Annotated in this window: 19 protein-coding genes; all 19 read right to left on the reverse strand. The window is 64.2% G+C overall.

Translation table 11 applies throughout. From position 1 onward, the window contains the following. Window positions 1-18: 18 nt before the first annotated feature. Window positions 19-1,881 carry a hypothetical protein gene (locus AC2YHA_RS06890; protein WP_487400882.1) on the reverse strand — a complete coding sequence of 621 codons (1,863 nt, stop codon included), beginning with the start codon at window positions 1,879-1,881 and terminating at the stop codon, window positions 19-21. Between the two features lie 80 nt (window positions 1,882-1,961). Next, complete coding sequence (locus AC2YHA_RS06895; RefSeq protein ID WP_487400883.1) at window positions 1,962-3,092, reverse strand: hyaluronate lyase N-terminal domain-containing protein; 1,131 nt, start codon at window positions 3,090-3,092, stop codon at window positions 1,962-1,964. Further along, complete coding sequence (locus AC2YHA_RS06900; protein ID WP_487400884.1) at window positions 3,093-5,291, reverse strand: hypothetical protein; 2,199 nt, start codon at window positions 5,289-5,291, stop codon at window positions 3,093-3,095. It lies immediately after the preceding gene. After that, the gene (locus tag AC2YHA_RS06905; RefSeq protein ID WP_487400885.1) at window positions 5,288-5,659 is read right to left on the reverse strand and encodes a hypothetical protein; all 372 of its coding nucleotides are present in this window, start codon (window positions 5,657-5,659) and stop codon (window positions 5,288-5,290) included. The genes AC2YHA_RS06900 and AC2YHA_RS06905 overlap by 4 nt, the downstream gene beginning before the upstream one ends. Next, complete coding sequence (locus AC2YHA_RS06910) at window positions 5,659-6,204, reverse strand: hypothetical protein (protein ID WP_487400886.1); 546 nt, start codon at window positions 6,202-6,204, stop codon at window positions 5,659-5,661. The genes AC2YHA_RS06905 and AC2YHA_RS06910 overlap by 1 nt, the downstream gene beginning before the upstream one ends. Then, window positions 6,201-6,920 (reverse strand): hypothetical protein, encoded by a 720-nt coding sequence (locus AC2YHA_RS06915; protein ID WP_487400887.1) that lies wholly within the window; start codon window positions 6,918-6,920, stop codon window positions 6,201-6,203. The genes AC2YHA_RS06910 and AC2YHA_RS06915 overlap by 4 nt, the downstream gene beginning before the upstream one ends. Next, on the reverse strand, window positions 6,920-7,393 hold the full coding sequence (locus AC2YHA_RS06920) for an HNH endonuclease signature motif containing protein (protein ID WP_487400888.1): 474 nt from the start codon (window positions 7,391-7,393) through the stop codon (window positions 6,920-6,922). Before AC2YHA_RS06920 ends, AC2YHA_RS06915 begins: the two co-directional genes overlap by 1 nt. 41 nt (window positions 7,394-7,434) lie before the next feature. Next, complete coding sequence (locus AC2YHA_RS06925) at window positions 7,435-9,732, reverse strand: phage tail length tape measure family protein (RefSeq protein ID WP_487400889.1); 2,298 nt, start codon at window positions 9,730-9,732, stop codon at window positions 7,435-7,437. Window positions 9,733-9,741: 9 nt separating this feature from the next. Continuing rightward, window positions 9,742-9,909: a hypothetical protein gene (locus tag AC2YHA_RS06930; RefSeq protein WP_487400890.1), complete on the reverse strand. Its 168-nt coding sequence runs from the start codon at window positions 9,907-9,909 to the stop codon at window positions 9,742-9,744. An 8-nt stretch (window positions 9,910-9,917) separates the two neighbouring features. Next, window positions 9,918-10,406, reverse strand: a complete 489-nt coding sequence (locus AC2YHA_RS06935; protein ID WP_487400891.1) for a GTA-gp10 family protein — start codon at window positions 10,404-10,406, stop codon at window positions 9,918-9,920. Then, complete coding sequence (locus tag AC2YHA_RS06940; RefSeq protein ID WP_487400892.1) at window positions 10,403-10,849, reverse strand: phage tail tube protein; 447 nt, start codon at window positions 10,847-10,849, stop codon at window positions 10,403-10,405. The genes AC2YHA_RS06935 and AC2YHA_RS06940 overlap by 4 nt, the downstream gene beginning before the upstream one ends. 63 nt (window positions 10,850-10,912) lie before the next feature. Then, entirely contained in the window at window positions 10,913-11,152 is a 240-nt protein-coding gene (locus AC2YHA_RS06945; RefSeq protein ID WP_487400893.1) for a hypothetical protein, read from the reverse strand. Then, on the reverse strand, window positions 11,149-11,379 hold the full coding sequence (locus tag AC2YHA_RS06950) for a hypothetical protein (RefSeq protein WP_487400894.1): 231 nt from the start codon (window positions 11,377-11,379) through the stop codon (window positions 11,149-11,151). The genes AC2YHA_RS06945 and AC2YHA_RS06950 overlap by 4 nt, the downstream gene beginning before the upstream one ends. 15 nt (window positions 11,380-11,394) lie before the next feature. After that, complete coding sequence (gp17, locus tag AC2YHA_RS06955) at window positions 11,395-11,838, reverse strand: tail completion protein gp17 (protein ID WP_487400895.1); 444 nt, start codon at window positions 11,836-11,838, stop codon at window positions 11,395-11,397. After that, window positions 11,828-12,184, reverse strand: a complete 357-nt coding sequence (locus AC2YHA_RS06960) for an HK97-gp10 family putative phage morphogenesis protein (RefSeq protein WP_487400896.1) — start codon at window positions 12,182-12,184, stop codon at window positions 11,828-11,830. The genes gp17 and AC2YHA_RS06960 overlap by 11 nt, the downstream gene beginning before the upstream one ends. Window positions 12,185-12,234: 50 nt before the next feature. Then, window positions 12,235-12,822: a hypothetical protein gene (locus AC2YHA_RS06965; RefSeq protein ID WP_487400897.1), complete on the reverse strand. Its 588-nt coding sequence runs from the start codon at window positions 12,820-12,822 to the stop codon at window positions 12,235-12,237. Then, window positions 12,819-13,208 carry a hypothetical protein gene (locus AC2YHA_RS06970; RefSeq protein ID WP_487400898.1) on the reverse strand — a complete coding sequence of 130 codons (390 nt, stop codon included), beginning with the start codon at window positions 13,206-13,208 and terminating at the stop codon, window positions 12,819-12,821. The genes AC2YHA_RS06965 and AC2YHA_RS06970 overlap by 4 nt, the downstream gene beginning before the upstream one ends. Then, entirely contained in the window at window positions 13,205-13,948 is a 744-nt protein-coding gene (locus AC2YHA_RS06975) for a DNA methyltransferase (RefSeq protein ID WP_487400899.1), read from the reverse strand. Before AC2YHA_RS06975 ends, AC2YHA_RS06970 begins: the two co-directional genes overlap by 4 nt. After that, a complete protein-coding gene (locus tag AC2YHA_RS06980; RefSeq protein WP_487400900.1) occupies window positions 13,948-14,415 on the reverse strand; it encodes a DUF4054 domain-containing protein in 468 nt (155 codons plus the stop codon). The genes AC2YHA_RS06975 and AC2YHA_RS06980 overlap by 1 nt, the downstream gene beginning before the upstream one ends. Between the last annotated feature and the right edge of the window lie 21 nt (window positions 14,416-14,436).

Consider the following 14,436-nt stretch of genomic DNA (forward strand, 5'->3'; position numbering starts at 1 on the left):
CGTAGTCTCTGGCGCCGATCATGGGCTCACCAATGCCAGCAGCGCCTCGAGCTGCGCCTTGGTGAAGGTCACGCCTGCGATAGTGAGATGCGTGTCCTCATCCTTGCCGATCACGATCTCATTGTCTCGCGTGGAAACAGCCCCGACTCCGATCACCACGCTGCCGCTCGCATCGATCTTTTGCCCGGCACCGAAGCCGGCATCGCGCCCGATAAAGATCGTGTCGTTGCCGCCGGTGAGCGACCGTCCAGCGTTGGCTCCAAGGCCCGTATGACCTCCGCCAGACGTGTTCTCGAACGCCAACCAGCCGACAATCGCGTTGTAGCTGCTGGGCGTGCCAGGGTCTGTCGGCGTGCCGCCATCTTCCGGCAACGGCCCGACCGGCTTTCCGGCATTATAAAGAGCGCCTTGTCCGATCACGACATTATAGCTGTTGTAATAGCCGTACCGCATGGTGCCGTAGCCGATGATGCAGTTCTGCTCGCCCTGGCCCAGGCCGGCGGCGGATGCGTCGGCTCCGCCATAAAGGTTGCGGGCGGAGGAATCTCCGAGCGCCGTATTGTTCCCGCCCTGCACGAGCGACTGAAGCGAATAGCGCCCGATCGCAGTCACGCCGACGCCATCGATCATCTTGTTGAGCGCACCCGCTCCAACGGCCGTACAGTCGCGCGCCGTCGTACCGGAGATCAGCGCCCGCGCCCCAAGCGCGACATTGTTGCCGCCACTGACGATATTGTAGCCCGCCTCATAGCCGATGAGCGTATTGCTGTCCGCATTGGCGAGGCTGAAACCAGCGGTGATGCCGATCGCGATATTGGCGCCTCCCGTTGCGGTGAAATTGCCGGCATTGCCGATGAAGATCGCCTGCCCGCCGAGCCCCGCTTTGCGGAACATCGTGAAGTCGAAGAGCCTCAGCTCGTCATTGCCGTTGTTCCCAAGCGTGATCTGATTCTCGCGGGTCGTGACCGCATTGAAGCCGATCCCGATGCTGTTCGTCACGCTGGCGGATTGTGCACCGCCGCCGCCCGCATTGTAGCCGAGGAACAGGTTATAATCGCCGTTGATCACCGCGAGCCCGGCATTGGCGCCAACTCCCGTGTTGCGAATGCCGGTGGCTGCGGGCAGCGCATTTGCGCCGACTGCTACCGCCTCGTTTCCAGCATAAGCGGCAAGCGCGTCACGACCCACCGCAACGTTGAGCGAACCCCCGGCTGCGGAGGAATGCGCGCCGAAGCCGACGATCACATTGTCATCGCCAGAGGTGGCCGACAGCGACGCGCCCGAGCCGATGGCGACATTCCGAGCGCCGTCCAAATTCGCGCCTGCAGCACCGGCTCCGATGGCGGTGTTGTCGTTGCCGCTGACATTGTCTCTGAGTGCTTGAGCGCCAACGGCCGTATTGTTCGTGCTAGTATTGTCCCGCAGCGCGGCCTCGCCAAAGGCGGAGTTCCCGACGCCGGGCGAACTGGCTGTCAGCGCAGCCGCGCCCACTACGGTATTGGCGCCGACCTTGAGTGTCGTGTCTGCGATAGCTTGGGCGATGAGTGGGTTTGCTGCGGCGGCAACAGCACCCATTACCCATGCCGCGTCTTCCCATGCCGATCCGGTCCACTGGTAGAAGCCGTTCGCCGGGTCGTCTTGGGAGCCGTTGTTGCGGTAGACGTAGCCGAGCTTGCCCGCGGGCTGCGCGGTGTCCGCGTTCATCGCGGCAAGCGTCTCATACGGCTGGAAATCGAGCATACCAGCACCGATCTCCGCGCCGATCTGTACGATCGCAGCCCGAATCTCGGGCTTGTCCGGTTCGTTTGGTCCGGAGGCCGGCACGCCATTGACGATGAAATCACGAAACGCCATCGCGAGCGCGTCGGTACCGGTTGTCATGAATACTTCTCCTGGAGAACTCAGGATAAGCGATATGCCGACATCGCCCAGGGATTACGGCGCTTGGGATGCGACCAAGGCTATCCGGTAGGGGTTAACTGCGCGACTTGAGCTTCGATCTGCTCAAGACGCCGTTCCTGAGCAGCTATCAAGAAGAGCGCCAGTTCATCCGGGCGAACACCGAAGCGGTCACCGGCAGCGCGCACTTTGCGCCGGCGAAGCGGCTTACCGTCACGGCAGCGAGCCATTTCATAGACCGAATCCCAGGCATCATAGCAAAGGAACCCGTGGCGAAAGGAGGGGGTGCTGTCGGTGAACGGCTCTTCCAGACCTTCGTCCACCATGATCTGAGCGATCCGCTGTGCGCGCACGCCGACATGGATACGCGCGGCATCGCCCTTGAGAGCGCGCGCCGAGAGCCATTGAAACACTCCAATCTCATCGGCGATGCGGCGCGCCGCTCGCAGGTGCGCTTCACTCATCGGTCCGATCCACGACTTTTCGCGCTCGTCCGAAGTATTGATCGTTCCCGTTCCAGCAAACACCGTGCTCCAGCGATTTGAGGACAGGCCGAGCGATTGCGTGTTGTCTCCTTGAGGGTGAAGAGCGCCGCCAGTGGTCACATTGATGATCGACGTGCCATTGAGCGAGATCGAGAACGTGTTGCTTGTCCCCCCCGTGCTGGCATTGCCCAGCGCCCAATTACCGACGCCGGTGCGTTCCAGACGGATGCGCGGAAAGGTTGCGCCCTGAAGATGGATCAGGTCGGAAGGGGTGCTGTTGCCTACGCCCAGCGAGCTTAGCCCGACGACGGCGCCGCCCGTGATGGCTACTGCGCTAGCATTCTGCGTCGCCAGCGACCCCAATCCGGCTGTCGTGCGCAGCGAGGCAGCATCAAGCGCGGTCAGCAGCCCACGGCCGAAGCTTGTCGTCGTGAGAGCGGCAATCGCAGTGAGATCAGCATCTAATGGCTGCTTTGCGTCAAGTTGCGCCTTCAAGTCCGCTTGATCGGCAAGAGAGCCGCCGATTGCACCCCAGGTGGTCGCCGCTGAGGAATAGAGCAGCTCGCTCCATTCCGTAACGCCGTCACCGTATTTCACCCGGCGTGTGTCGGTTTCCAATCCAGGTTCGCCCAAAGCGAGAACTGGATTCACAGCCGACCAATTTGCGGCTGTGTCACGGCGGATACGGAAGATCGCCAGGACAGCCATCTACACCACCCCTCCGGCGTCGCCGCCGTCGAACTCGGTACCGTCTCCCGTGGTATCGACCGTCGCCGTCGGTGACCACGTCGAGAGCCGACCATCGCCGACTTGGTAGGCCACTTCTATCTCGATCGATGCGTCGGCGATCACGAGGCCGGTGCGCAGCGCCACCGCGGGGCCAGGGTCGGTATCGGTATAGACCTCGTCCGGCCCCCAGATCGCCGCTCCGGTGAGACGCCAATGCGCATACCATGTCAGGTCGGCGCGATCAGGCGCATCCACCGTGAGCGCGATACGCACCCCATCGGAATCGAACTCGGGCAATGCGCTCGAAATGACCGGAGTTTCGAGCGGCTGCGCCGGCGCGTTGTTGCCGACCGGTGCCGGGCTGCCTTCCTCCGTCACCGGATTCCAGGCATCGACGTTCGGATCGGCCAGGATCCATTCGAAGGTCACGCCGCCGGTCGAGATGTTGCGAACCAGCTTGGTGATCTCGACGGGGGAGTCGAGGAACGTCGTGCCGGCCTCGACAATCCGCAGACGGACATAGCGCTGACCGATCACGGTCTTGCCATGGTAATTCGTCGAGACCGTACCGCGCTTGGCGGCCATGGTTCGCGCCATTGCCCGCTTCGCCAGCCGCCGCGCCTGGGCATGGCTCGGAACCTGATTGGCGAGCGTAGTGGACAGCTCCTTGCCGCGGCCGGCGATGTCGTCCTCGTCGACCCACGGGGTCGTCTCGACCACGCTGTAGTCGTGGTTCGCCGAGATGTAGCTGACCGCGACGGTGTTGATCGCGTTCTCCTCGTCGACGCCGTCCTGGATCGAGTAGGAAATGATCTGGTCAGGCCCGATCTCGACAGTCGGGGCCTGATAGCGGCCCGAGAACACCACCAAGGCCCCGTCGGCGCGGGGACTGACCCAACCGTCATAGCAGGCCAGCAGGCTCGCGATGACGCTCTTGTGGTCGTCGGTGTGCTTGTGGGCGACGCAGCCGCGATAGCGGGGCTCGGTGGCAGGGCTGGACGGGTTCGACGACCAGGTGACCTGAGACCCTTCGGGATGGCCGTTGTCGAGGTCGTCGTTGAGCGCCAGCACGAATCCGCCGCCGCCCGTGGTGATGCCGGTGACGGTGCGCAGTTCGGTCAGCGAGGTATCGCCGGTCGCCGAGATGGCGATCGCCATGCCAGTAGCGAGACCGGTAACCGCTGCGACCGTGATATGTCCGCTGCCGCTGTCGGCCGCCTCGAGCATGATGGTCTGGACGCCCTTCAGCGGGACCGGGCTGTCGCAGTCGTTCGCTGCCGCGGTCCAGTAGCTCAGCGTTGGCGCGAACAGCCGATTCCAGCGCGCGGTGTAGGTGGCGGCGATCTCCGACCAATAGCCCGGGTCCGAGGGCGGCAGCGTCGGCGACGGTGCCTTGCGCACCAGCTCGTAGTGGGCGTGGTGAAGGCAGGCGTTCTCGCTGAATTTCCAGGTCCGGGGATCGCCGACACTCTGCGTCGGATCGCGCCAGTCGAACACAGGCTGAGCATCGAGCACGAGGCTCAGCGGGGTCTGGTTCGGCCCGCCGGACGGATAGATCTTCTGGTAGTTCTTGGTCTTGACCGCCTTCGACAGCATGAAGCCGGTGACGCAGCCGTCGCCGCGGTGGTTGGTGGTCCACTGATCCGGGACCTTTGCGATGACCTCGGAGAATGCGGTTTCGACGGCATTGCCAAGCCGGGTTCCGACGCGGACGTTATCGTCGTTCTCGCCGAATTGGCCGTCGGGAAGGCCGATGACGAAGCCGGAGCCGGTGAGCGTGACGCGCTTGTCGCCGATGTAATGTGCGCGGATCGCCGATGCGCGGCCGTCGTGGAAGACGCCGGCGTCGACCGCGGTACCGTCGGAAGCTGTCGTGAACAGGGCATAGGCCATGTTGTAGCGGTTGGTGCCGTAGCCGGAGACGCGGGGCGGTGTCGCGGCCTTGAGCGCGCCTTCCATCTGCTCAGGGCGCGGGGATTTGATGCCGGCCCGCGCGATCAGGCTACCCGCTGCCGTCAGCGCTGTCGACGCGGTGAGCAAGGTGGTGAGACCGATGCCCGCCACCGATACGCCCGCCGTGGTTCCAAACAGGGCGAGACCAGCCGCCGCGCCGATGCCTGTAGCAACGAGCGCAGCAGAACCAGCAAGCATGAGGATCGAACCCAGCGACTTGCTCATGGCCGCCACGCCTTCGCGACGACGAGCTGACCCGGTGCCAGGAAGTGAACGCGGCGGAATCCCTGGACTGCCCAGCGCTCGCCGGTGAAGACGGCCCCGGCCTGGATTCCCATGCACTCGATGATGCCGATGTCGCCCGGCTCGGGCGTGTCGATCACCGGCAGAGCATCGCCGATGCCCTCGTCCCAGAGCTCGAGGAGACCGTGATCGCGCTGGATCTGGTCGCATTCGGCGACATCGGTGAGATCGCGCCACTTCGCTGCGAAATCGGGGTGACCGCACTCGATGCACCAGTCCGCCGGCATCGTGCTGCAATTCCACGGCCCGGTGTAACCGGCGCGGCGCTTGAGGAACTCGCCGAGCTCCATCAGTCCTGCGGCCCGAAACGTCGGCTCGTTCCTTGCCCGGCGATGTGGTCGAAGAAGGCGTCCGTCTGTGAGCGGCGGCGCTGATCGGCGTCCGTCCAATAGCTGATCGGCGCATGGGAACGGTCGGTGTCGTCGGTGGCGATGCTGAGCGTGATCGCGCGGGTGCGGCCGCCCTGGGACGACTGGCTGTCGGTGGTCAGCGAATCGGCGCGGAGGCGCCCGATCCACTCAACCTCCACGATCTGCCACGCATCATCGAAGCGCACCGTGCCGATGTCGACGCGGGCACCCTTGACGCTCGGCGCGTCCTCCATGGCGAGGCGGAGGGTGTCGGCGCCGACGCCGGAGACGGTGACCTGGATGCGGCTCGCGGTGCCGTTGATGATCTGCTCGAGGTCCGGCACCGACACGAGGTTTCCGCCGCCGAGGTAGAGGGCTCCGTCCTCATCCTCCACCGCGTCGGCAGAGATCAGGATCGGGTTGACCCCGGAGCAGACCCGCGCCGGCGGATCGCATGCGATGCGGACGAGGATCGACTGCCTCATTCCGGCGGCTTCCGCATGTCCTCGACGAAGGTGATCGAGGCGGTTGACCAGAGCCCCATATTGAGGGCGTTCGTCGCCGCCGAGGCGCGGCGGACGACGCAGCGGGGGTTCTCGAAATCAATGGTGTCGCCGACAGCGATGCCGCCGCGAATAGGAGGAGTGAATTTCAGCCGGTAGCCGCCGCTGATTTGCTCGACCGAATAAATCTCGGCACAGCGATCGCCCCACCCGCCAGCACCTAGGTAGGTGAATCTCTCCCCGCCAATAAGCGGCTTCGGGCCGATGAACGAGATGTCAATTGACGTACAATTAAGACCACCGGCCTGACCGTTGAGCACAGCGGTAACGGATGCCTCGACCGTAGGATTTACGTATTCACTGCCGTCGCTGAAGGGCGTTTCGTCACCGTGTGGAACGGTGGCGAACGGCCCGACGGGCTGGTGATGGCGGTCGCAGAGGAGCAACACGACACGCGCGCCACCACCAAGACCAGCATTGACCGCCCGCCAGGCCAGCGTAGCCGCGCGATCATCCTCGTCGGGACCGCCGAAGTCGGCGTTGCTGAAGTCGGCCTGCCAGTAGCCGCCGCCGTCGATCTGGATCGGTTCGGAGATGCCGCTGAGCGAGGTGCCGCCGTCTAGCTCGGTGCCGACGACGCGGATGTCCTGGTCTGCGAACTGAAATTGGCAGAGGTGCAGGTACCTTAGGGCTGCCATTATCGCGCAGCCTCGACATGCGTCCAGTTTTTGCTCCCGCGCACGTTGCTGATCGTCTTGGCGGAAACACCGAACTTGGCTGCTAGACTACGGCTCGACTCCGCTGATCCGCGGATCAAAGCGACATCATTATCGGTTAGCTTTGCCCGGCCGTGACTTTCGCCGCGCGCCGTCCGTCCCCTCTCCACCTTATCCCGCATGTTGTCGGCAGTCGTGCCCACCTCGAGATGGTGTGGGTTGATGCACCCTCTGTTATCGCATCGATGTCGAATTACGAGATCAGCTGGGATCGGGCCGCGCACCACTTCATAGGCGACGCGGTGCGCTTTTACGTTCGCGCGACCGTCCCAAACTGCTCCGTAGCCGGTGCTGTATCGAGCGAAGGGCCACTCGACACAGGAGGATCGGTCGCAGTCGCGGGCCATCCGTCGGAGCGTTTCTATCCGAATCTCCTGGCCTTTGGGCTGCGGCATGCCCGGACGTTATGGGGCGGGTGCTCGACCTATTACGGCGGTCACGTGCCCAAGGTCTGGAGACGCTGGGTTCGCGCCGGGCTGGCCTGGACCGCCGCTCCGCTGTAGGCCGCCGAGATCTGCTGTGCGTCCTGATTGGCGCGCGACAGGATCATGGAGGCGAACTGGTCGTTCATCACCGCGCCGCGGGCGTCGACGGAGACGGTCTGGAGCACGGTGACGCCGGCCGCGGGCTGCGCCGCCTTTGCCCGACCGAGCGGGATCACGGCACCGCCCTGCGGCCCCATCTTGAGCAGCTCGACGCCGCCGGCGGACTCGTTGACGCGGTGGACGCTGTTCGGCGCGACGTAGCCGCCGCTGGCGCGGCCGAAGAGGGATAGGATTAGGCCGGGAATTCCGCTCGACCTTGATCCAAACGCGCCGCCCCAATCTCGACCATATCCGACATTGCTGGCGCCAGGCAGGAAGCCGAAGATGTCGCCGAGGCCGCCACCGTCTTTCTGGGGCGAGAAGGCAGCGAGTGTCCATTGCGCCAACAATTCGGCGATGGCCCGCAGACCCATGCGCTTGAAGTCGTCCCATACCGACCGGACACCGCCGGTAAACAGGTCCTCGTAAAGGTAGGCGAGGTCGCGCACATTGGACTCGCGCTTGCGCTGCGTCTCCTGCTCGGCACGGTCGCGGGCCTCCTGCTCGGCTCTGATCTGCTCCTGAACGGTTGAGCCCGGCCGGACCAGCGTCGGATCGCCGAATATTTCCTTCGCGCGCTTCTCTCGTTCCTCCCGAAGGCGCTTTTCCTCGGCCATCGTCGCTTTGAATGCGAGTTCCGCGGCACGCGCATCGTCGACCAACCCAGAAAGCCTGGCGCGCCTGATTGTATCTAACGATTTCGCGAAGTCCTCGGCGGCGACGGCGCTGGGATCAAGCTGCCGTTCCAAGCTCTCAAGATCGGACTTAAGGGTGTCGAGTGCCTTGGCCTGTTCGCGAGCCGCGCTTGCATGCTCCCTCGATGCGCCGGCCGAACGCGAGGTAGAACGGGTGTGTTTCTCTGTCGCCGAGGTGGCAGCATCACGCTCACGCGTCAGACGGATCAATTCGCTCCGATACTGCCCCTCAGTGACCTGACCGCGCTGGAGGCGGCTGTTGAGAAGGTCAACTTGCCGCTCGTAATGGCCAGTGGCGCGCGCCACTGGATCGAGCGCCTCGGTCACGAGCTGTTGCGTGATCTTCGCTCTCCGGCGGACGACATTCGCCTGGGCGGTTGAGATCGCGCTGTCCTGCGCGGCAATTTGTCGCTCCAAATCTCGGACCATTGCCTGCTGCGAGGAGGCGCCCCGTCCCGGGATTCCAAGGGTCAGGAGTCCAGTCCGCTCGCCAGCGGCGGCAGCTGATGCCTGCTCTCGTCGATTCGCCAGCGAGGCCTTTAGTTCTTCGCGTTTCGCCACCGCCACCTTCAGTGCGGCATCAGCGCGAGCGAGATCGACGTAGATTTGTCGTTGACCAGTCGCGATTGCGGCGCGCGATGCCGCCTCCTGGTCACGGATCGCATCGGCCAACGATTTTTCCGCCTTGGCATGAGCCTCGGCCGCGTCGGAGCCGCTGGTGAGGTACTGGATCAAGGATGGAAGCACAGAAAGGATCGCGAGGAACCCCGGCAACGCGATGCCTTTCATCACTTGACCGAGCGTGGCCCCAGATGCGGTAATATCCTGCAGCGCCTGCGTGACCTGCGGCCCCTGCTGCGCGATGATGAGGAAGGGCGACGCGCCGCTGGCAAGCTGCGTCCCTACGTCGCCGATCTGGAACGAGAGGTTGCGCGTTGCATTTGCTGCGGCCGCGCTGCTGCGTTCGACAACTTCCGCGGTTCCGCGAATCTGCTGCTGCAAGCGCAGACGACGCGCGACATCACGATCAGAGAGCGACTGTGCCTCGGCGTCCTCGTCCTTGCGCGCCCGCCTGCGGCGCTGAGATGCCTGCTCCTCTGCGGCTGCGGACGCGGCGGCGGCATTTGACTCGCGTTGAAAAGCGCTGGCGATCCGCTCCGCGGATGAGGTAATCGCGTCGGCCGTACCCTGTTGGGCTTTCGCGACTTGGCCAGCGGCTGCAATCTCCGCAGCGGACGATTGCTCGATAGCGGCGATCTGCCTGCTGGCGGCATTCTCGATCGCGGCGAGGATGCGATCGAGCGATCCTCCACGCGCCACTTCCGACCGTTTGGCGGCATCTGACTGGCGGTCCATCGCGCTTTCGAACGCGGTGGTGGCACTGTCAATCTTGCTGTTGAACTCGTCGGTTTTGGCGAGGAGTTCGATTACGATGCTGTTCGCGTCGAGCGCCATCGTGCCCTCCTACTGCACCGTATGGGCGGCCATGAACCGCTCCAGCCGGGCAACGTCGACCGGGGCCTTGGTTCCTTCGGTGTCGTGCGCCGCGTTCCAGCCTGCGAGCATGGTCTGGTATTCGGCCCATCCGACCGTTCGCCAATCCAGCCCATTCATCATGCGGCAGTTGGCCATGACCGCTGCTACGTCGATCGGCTCTTCCGGGCTCGTCCTCGCTTTGCGGTCGCCGGCGCCTTGGCCGGCTCGACTTTTGGGGGCTCGAAACCCTCCACCGCTGCCTTTAGGATGGCGGCTGCCAGCGTCCAGCGCTCTACCAACGGTCGACCATCCACATAGCGCTCGCAGAGCTGGCGCGCCAAGATTGGCGTCACCTCCACGCGCTTGCCGTCCACGATGCCATAGCGGCCACCGATCAAGGCGAGGCGAATGATCTCTCGGCAATCCCACGCCGATGCTCGCCCTTGAGATGGAACAGCGACGATCTTCCCGTCAACGACAGCAAGTCCGTCGACGATATCCCCGAAGATCGCGATCAACCCGCGCCTGCGCCTATTTCCCTGGGCGTCAACAAAGCCGCATTTCTCTTCCACTTCGATGGCCTGGGGCAGCGGCAGAGCGAAATGGTACTCCCCATCCGCGAACTCCAGATCGATCTCAGCGGACAGGCTCACGCCGCCGGCGTCCAGGTCCAGTCGCCGTCCGAGGCGAGGGTGATTTCGGCGGACGCGGCATTCTCGCGCGTGAGGTTGAGGTTAGTCGCGGTCATGACATAGGCACCGGCGAAGGTGCCGAGCAGTTCACCGGCATCGGTGCCGTCGTCGGCGTAGCACTCGATCTCGTAGTTCTTCTTTTTGCCGAGCGCCGCCTGCATGTCGGCGACGGTGTCGGCGTTAGACAGGCCTGAGCCAGTAATATCCTGCTGGAGGCCGGTCGTCTTGACCTTACGCTTCGGGATGCTGCCGGGCTTGGCGCAGTCGCGGACGAAGCGGTCCTGCGTCTGGGCGGTGGTGTTTACCGTCGCATCCTGCATGCCGCAGATCAGCGTGAAGACCTCGGGCGTGGCGCCGTCGCCCATCTTGATGAGCGCCCAATCGATCTCGGTGGGATAGGACATGAACGGCTCCCGCGGGTTTGCTGGAGCGACACTATGGCGGGGCGAGTTGGCCTATTACGGCGGTCAGTACCCGCTGTAGAGTTTCCGCTTCGAATCGACGGAACTGCAGTAGATGTCGCGGTTCAGGCTCCAGTTCCTGTACTTCTGCTGATCGCCCGCCTCAGACCACGCCTTGGCCGCATCAGTTGCGGCGGCACACTTCTCTTCGTCCGTCGTGACGGTCGCATAGCGCTGTTCGGCTTTGTGTGCCGCAGCATTGCATCCGGTCAACGCTAGCACCGCCAACAATGCTATCGCCCTCATTCCCCGTCCCCCTCAATCACGCGGAACCGATCCCTCACCTTTGCCGCGCGCCAATCCGCATCCGCTGGCGCACTCGCCTCGACCAACATGCACCGAAGCTGATGGGCGGCATTCGGGTCGGAGCGCTCCAACTCCGACGCCATGTCGTTGATCTCGCCGCCGTCGAGGTCGCCGCGACGCAGTAGCAGCCGGATCAGGGCCTCAAGGATGCGATCGTGAGCGGTCACGGCGCGGAAGCTACATCAGGAGGTGATTGCCCGCACCTGGAAATTCTGGACGGTATGGAACACCTGCGTCTCCTCCGGATCCTGCAGCAGCTGGCCGCCGGCCCACCGGATGCGGGCGCGGCCCGTCGGCAGCACGATCACCTTACGGTCGAGGGCCTTCGCCATCGCCGCGCCGATCTGGCCCGCGTGGTCCTCGGCAGGGAGGATGATTTGGCCGCTGGCGTTCCGGATGCCGTTCGAGAACCCGTGCCAAGCCACGGTGATGTCCAGACCGTCGAGACATGCACCGCGGATCGGGACACCCGACGGTGGCCCAGAGCGGATGAACGGATAGGCCGGCACCGCAGCGGTCCACTGCGTGAACATCGAGGTCTTCACCACCAGCGAGACCAGCGGCGCGTCGGCCTTCAGCAGCGCGAGCATGCCGCTGCGCACTTGGAGCGTCGAATCAACCGCCATTGCCGCCTCGCGTGATCTTGCGAACGGCGCCTCGGACGAGGTCGACGATCTCGCGCTTCTTCCGGGCTACCGCAGGCTCTACGAAGGGTCGCGGGGCGATGCGCGAAGTGCCGTAGTTCAGCGGCCGGGCATAGGGGGCGTTGACGCTGACCTCAACCCGCAGCGGTGCCACCAGCGCGGTCTCGATCGAGCGATCAAGGAAGTGGGTATCGGCATTAGGGGGGGACCCAGGCAGCGACGCAATATGTCCCTTGCCACTTACCGAGCCCGCGACAATCGAATCGACCATATCCAGTTCAAGGATCTGTCCGCCGGCGTACAAGGCCTTTCCAACCTCCCGCACCATGTCGGGACCGCCCAAGCTCTGGATGCGCCGTCGCGCTCGCTCTCGACCTACTATCCGAGCCATGCCCACGTCTCGCCGCGATGAATGTTTCCCACCGTCTCACCATCGACGCCAAAACGCGCGCCGATTTCGGCCTGAGTCATGGAGCCCTTGAGAGCGCGAATCTGGAGAACATCCGCCTCGGTGAGCTTGGCATTCCAGACGGCTGTGCCGTGAGTTTCGGTGCCGTGCTTCCACCGATCTGCCGAGTTCTCAATCGGAGTCGCCCAGCGAAGGTGGCGCGGGTGGACGCAGCCTTCATGTCCTTTCCCACAGCTATGGGCAGCTTCGTGGATCGGCGACGGCGCAGGCCCATGCACGAGAGTGCACATTGCCCGGTGGGCTTGGGGTGCGATGCTCGAGTTGAGCCTTCCTCGTCCGTCGCGACCGCGCGCGAATGGCCAAATCAGGCACCCGTTTCCATCATAGTTGACGTGGCTGCGCAACCATGCCTCGACATCGCCGTTTGCGGCGCGCTTCCGGATTTGTGGATCGCCGTGTCGATACCAGCGCAGATAGTGCGCATTGCACATCCCGCGTTTACCATTGGCGACGCTCGGGCAACCATCGACCGAGCATGGAGGCTTTACCGTCGTCATGCCCGCCGCCCCCGCCCTACCCAGCCGATGCCCCCGGGATCACGCTGGAGGCCCGAGATCATCCATGCCCCACGGAAGTCCTCCGGCGCCTTTGCGTCGGTGACCTCGATGCTCGCGTCGGTGTCGATCGAGCCGGTGAATGACGCCGACAGGACGATGAAGCGGTAATCCTTGTCGGTCCAACCTTCCGGCCGCATCCGCTCGTCGACAGCGTCGATCTGCACCTTACACGGCCGCTCAGTCGCGGGCTCGCCGGGCACCCAGTTGCCGTCGTCGTCGTAATGGCCGGGCGTCTCCTCCGAGATGATTGCCCCGTCGTAGAACGGGGCGCCGAGCACGCCTGAGAACGCTGTTGCAAGGTTGAGGAAGGTGGCTGGGAGGTTCATGCGACGAGCCTACCCTGCCGCTGCGCCCGCTCCAGCCGTTCACAGGCTGCATCGAAATACATCGGCTCACATTCGACGCCGACAAACGGATGTCCGGCCAGCACTGCGGCGATGCCCGTTGATCCTGAGCCCATATAGGGATCGAGGATCACGGCGCCGGCAGGTACTTTGGCCTGATGGATCGTCCATGACATCAGGTCTACCGGCTTCTGCGTCGGGTGAATGCGCCGCGCGGCGGCCGCGCCCTGCCTTTCGACCCGCGTCTCGTACCCTCCAGCGATGCAAAGACCGTCCCAGAGGTGGCGGAAAATACGAAGCGGTCGGCCACGTATGTTGAGCCACGCCGCCTCGCCATCACCCTGATCGCGAACTTTCCCGTTCGGAACCTTGTCCCAGCACAACCATGAGCCTTCCGGCAAGCGATCGGCAAATTTGTGGGCTCCCCAGAGTGCGATGATATCGGCCTTGCCTAGGAGGAGAGTTGGATCGAATGGCCTATCGTCACCTCGGATTGTGTCGGGCCAGAGGCGATTTAAGGTCGGCCTTCCGCCCTGAAGGCGGCCGGAGGCAGGCGCTGCACGCATCCCTATTGGCACCGCACGCTTCGCACCGATAATATTCGTCTTCAGCGATTGCCCATAAGGCGGATCACTGATGATCGCGGCGGGACGCGGCAGATCAGGAATGTCCTCCCATTGGCCGAGATATAGCGTAGCCAGGCCGATGTGCTCGATGCGCATCAGCAACCTCCGCCCCAAGGGAACGGTCCATCGCGATAGCCGCCGCAACACGGCACTACGCCCGGCGCCGTGACACGCGGGCCGCCCTTCACCTGCCGCAGCAGCTCAAGATAGTCCTGGCCGTAGGTGGTCGACTCCCACCCGCCCTGAACCTGCGCCTTCACGTAAGCCTCGGAAATCTGGACCGAGAACGTGCCGGACTTGAACGAGGTGACACCGTCGAGGCTTTCGCCACCGCCGCTTCCGTCACCCGATGACCCCGCCGACAGGATACCGTTGCGCGCCATGCGGTGCGCCGCCGCAGCCATGACCGCTGCTTTGTAGACGCCCTCTGGCCAGCTTTGGTCGACATCACCGCCGGGGCCGCTGACGCGATCGATGTAGAGCTGAATCGCTTCGTCGGGCACCGCCGCAAATGCCGGATAGAAGGCCTTCAGCTCGGCGGGCGTGGGTAGCTCGTAGGCCATGGCTGCGGCGTACCGCGCGCA

The sequence above is a fragment of the Sphingomonas sp. SRI_018 genome (assembly GCF_057586275.1).

Coding starts and splice junctions, on each gene's coding strand:
- AC2YHA_RS06895 (WP_487400883.1), bottom strand. CDS start 3,092: ATGGCTGTCCTGGCGATCTTCCGTATCCGCCGTGACACAGCCGCAAAT.
- AC2YHA_RS06940 (WP_487400892.1), bottom strand. CDS start 10,849: ATGTCCTATCCCACCGAGATCGATTGGGCGCTCATCAAGATGGGCGAC.
- gp17 (WP_487400895.1), bottom strand. CDS start 11,838: ATGGCGGTTGATTCGACGCTCCAAGTGCGCAGCGGCATGCTCGCGCTG.
- AC2YHA_RS06890 (WP_487400882.1), bottom strand. CDS start 1,881: ATGACAACCGGTACCGACGCGCTCGCGATGGCGTTTCGTGATTTCATC.
- AC2YHA_RS06905 (WP_487400885.1), bottom strand. CDS start 5,659: ATGGAGCTCGGCGAGTTCCTCAAGCGCCGCGCCGGTTACACCGGGCCG.
- AC2YHA_RS06965 (WP_487400897.1), bottom strand. CDS start 12,822: ATGACGACGGTAAAGCCTCCATGCTCGGTCGATGGTTGCCCGAGCGTC.
- AC2YHA_RS06925 (WP_487400889.1), bottom strand. CDS start 9,732: ATGGCGCTCGACGCGAACAGCATCGTAATCGAACTCCTCGCCAAAACC.
- AC2YHA_RS06915 (WP_487400887.1), bottom strand. CDS start 6,920: ATGGCAGCCCTAAGGTACCTGCACCTCTGCCAATTTCAGTTCGCAGAC.
- AC2YHA_RS06960 (WP_487400896.1), bottom strand. CDS start 12,184: ATGGTGCGGGAGGTTGGAAAGGCCTTGTACGCCGGCGGACAGATCCTT.
- AC2YHA_RS06900 (WP_487400884.1), bottom strand. CDS start 5,291: ATGAGCAAGTCGCTGGGTTCGATCCTCATGCTTGCTGGTTCTGCTGCG.
- AC2YHA_RS06910 (WP_487400886.1), bottom strand. CDS start 6,204: ATGAGGCAGTCGATCCTCGTCCGCATCGCATGCGATCCGCCGGCGCGG.
- AC2YHA_RS06920 (WP_487400888.1), bottom strand. CDS start 7,393: ATGCCGCAGCCCAAAGGCCAGGAGATTCGGATAGAAACGCTCCGACGG.
- AC2YHA_RS06975 (WP_487400899.1), bottom strand. CDS start 13,948: ATGCGCATCGAGCACATCGGCCTGGCTACGCTATATCTCGGCCAATGG.
- AC2YHA_RS06945 (WP_487400893.1), bottom strand. CDS start 11,152: ATGAGGGCGATAGCATTGTTGGCGGTGCTAGCGTTGACCGGATGCAAT.
- AC2YHA_RS06930 (WP_487400890.1), bottom strand. CDS start 9,909: ATGGCCAACTGCCGCATGATGAATGGGCTGGATTGGCGAACGGTCGGA.
- AC2YHA_RS06980 (WP_487400900.1), bottom strand. CDS start 14,415: ATGGCCTACGAGCTACCCACGCCCGCCGAGCTGAAGGCCTTCTATCCG.
- AC2YHA_RS06970 (WP_487400898.1), bottom strand. CDS start 13,208: ATGAACCTCCCAGCCACCTTCCTCAACCTTGCAACAGCGTTCTCAGGC.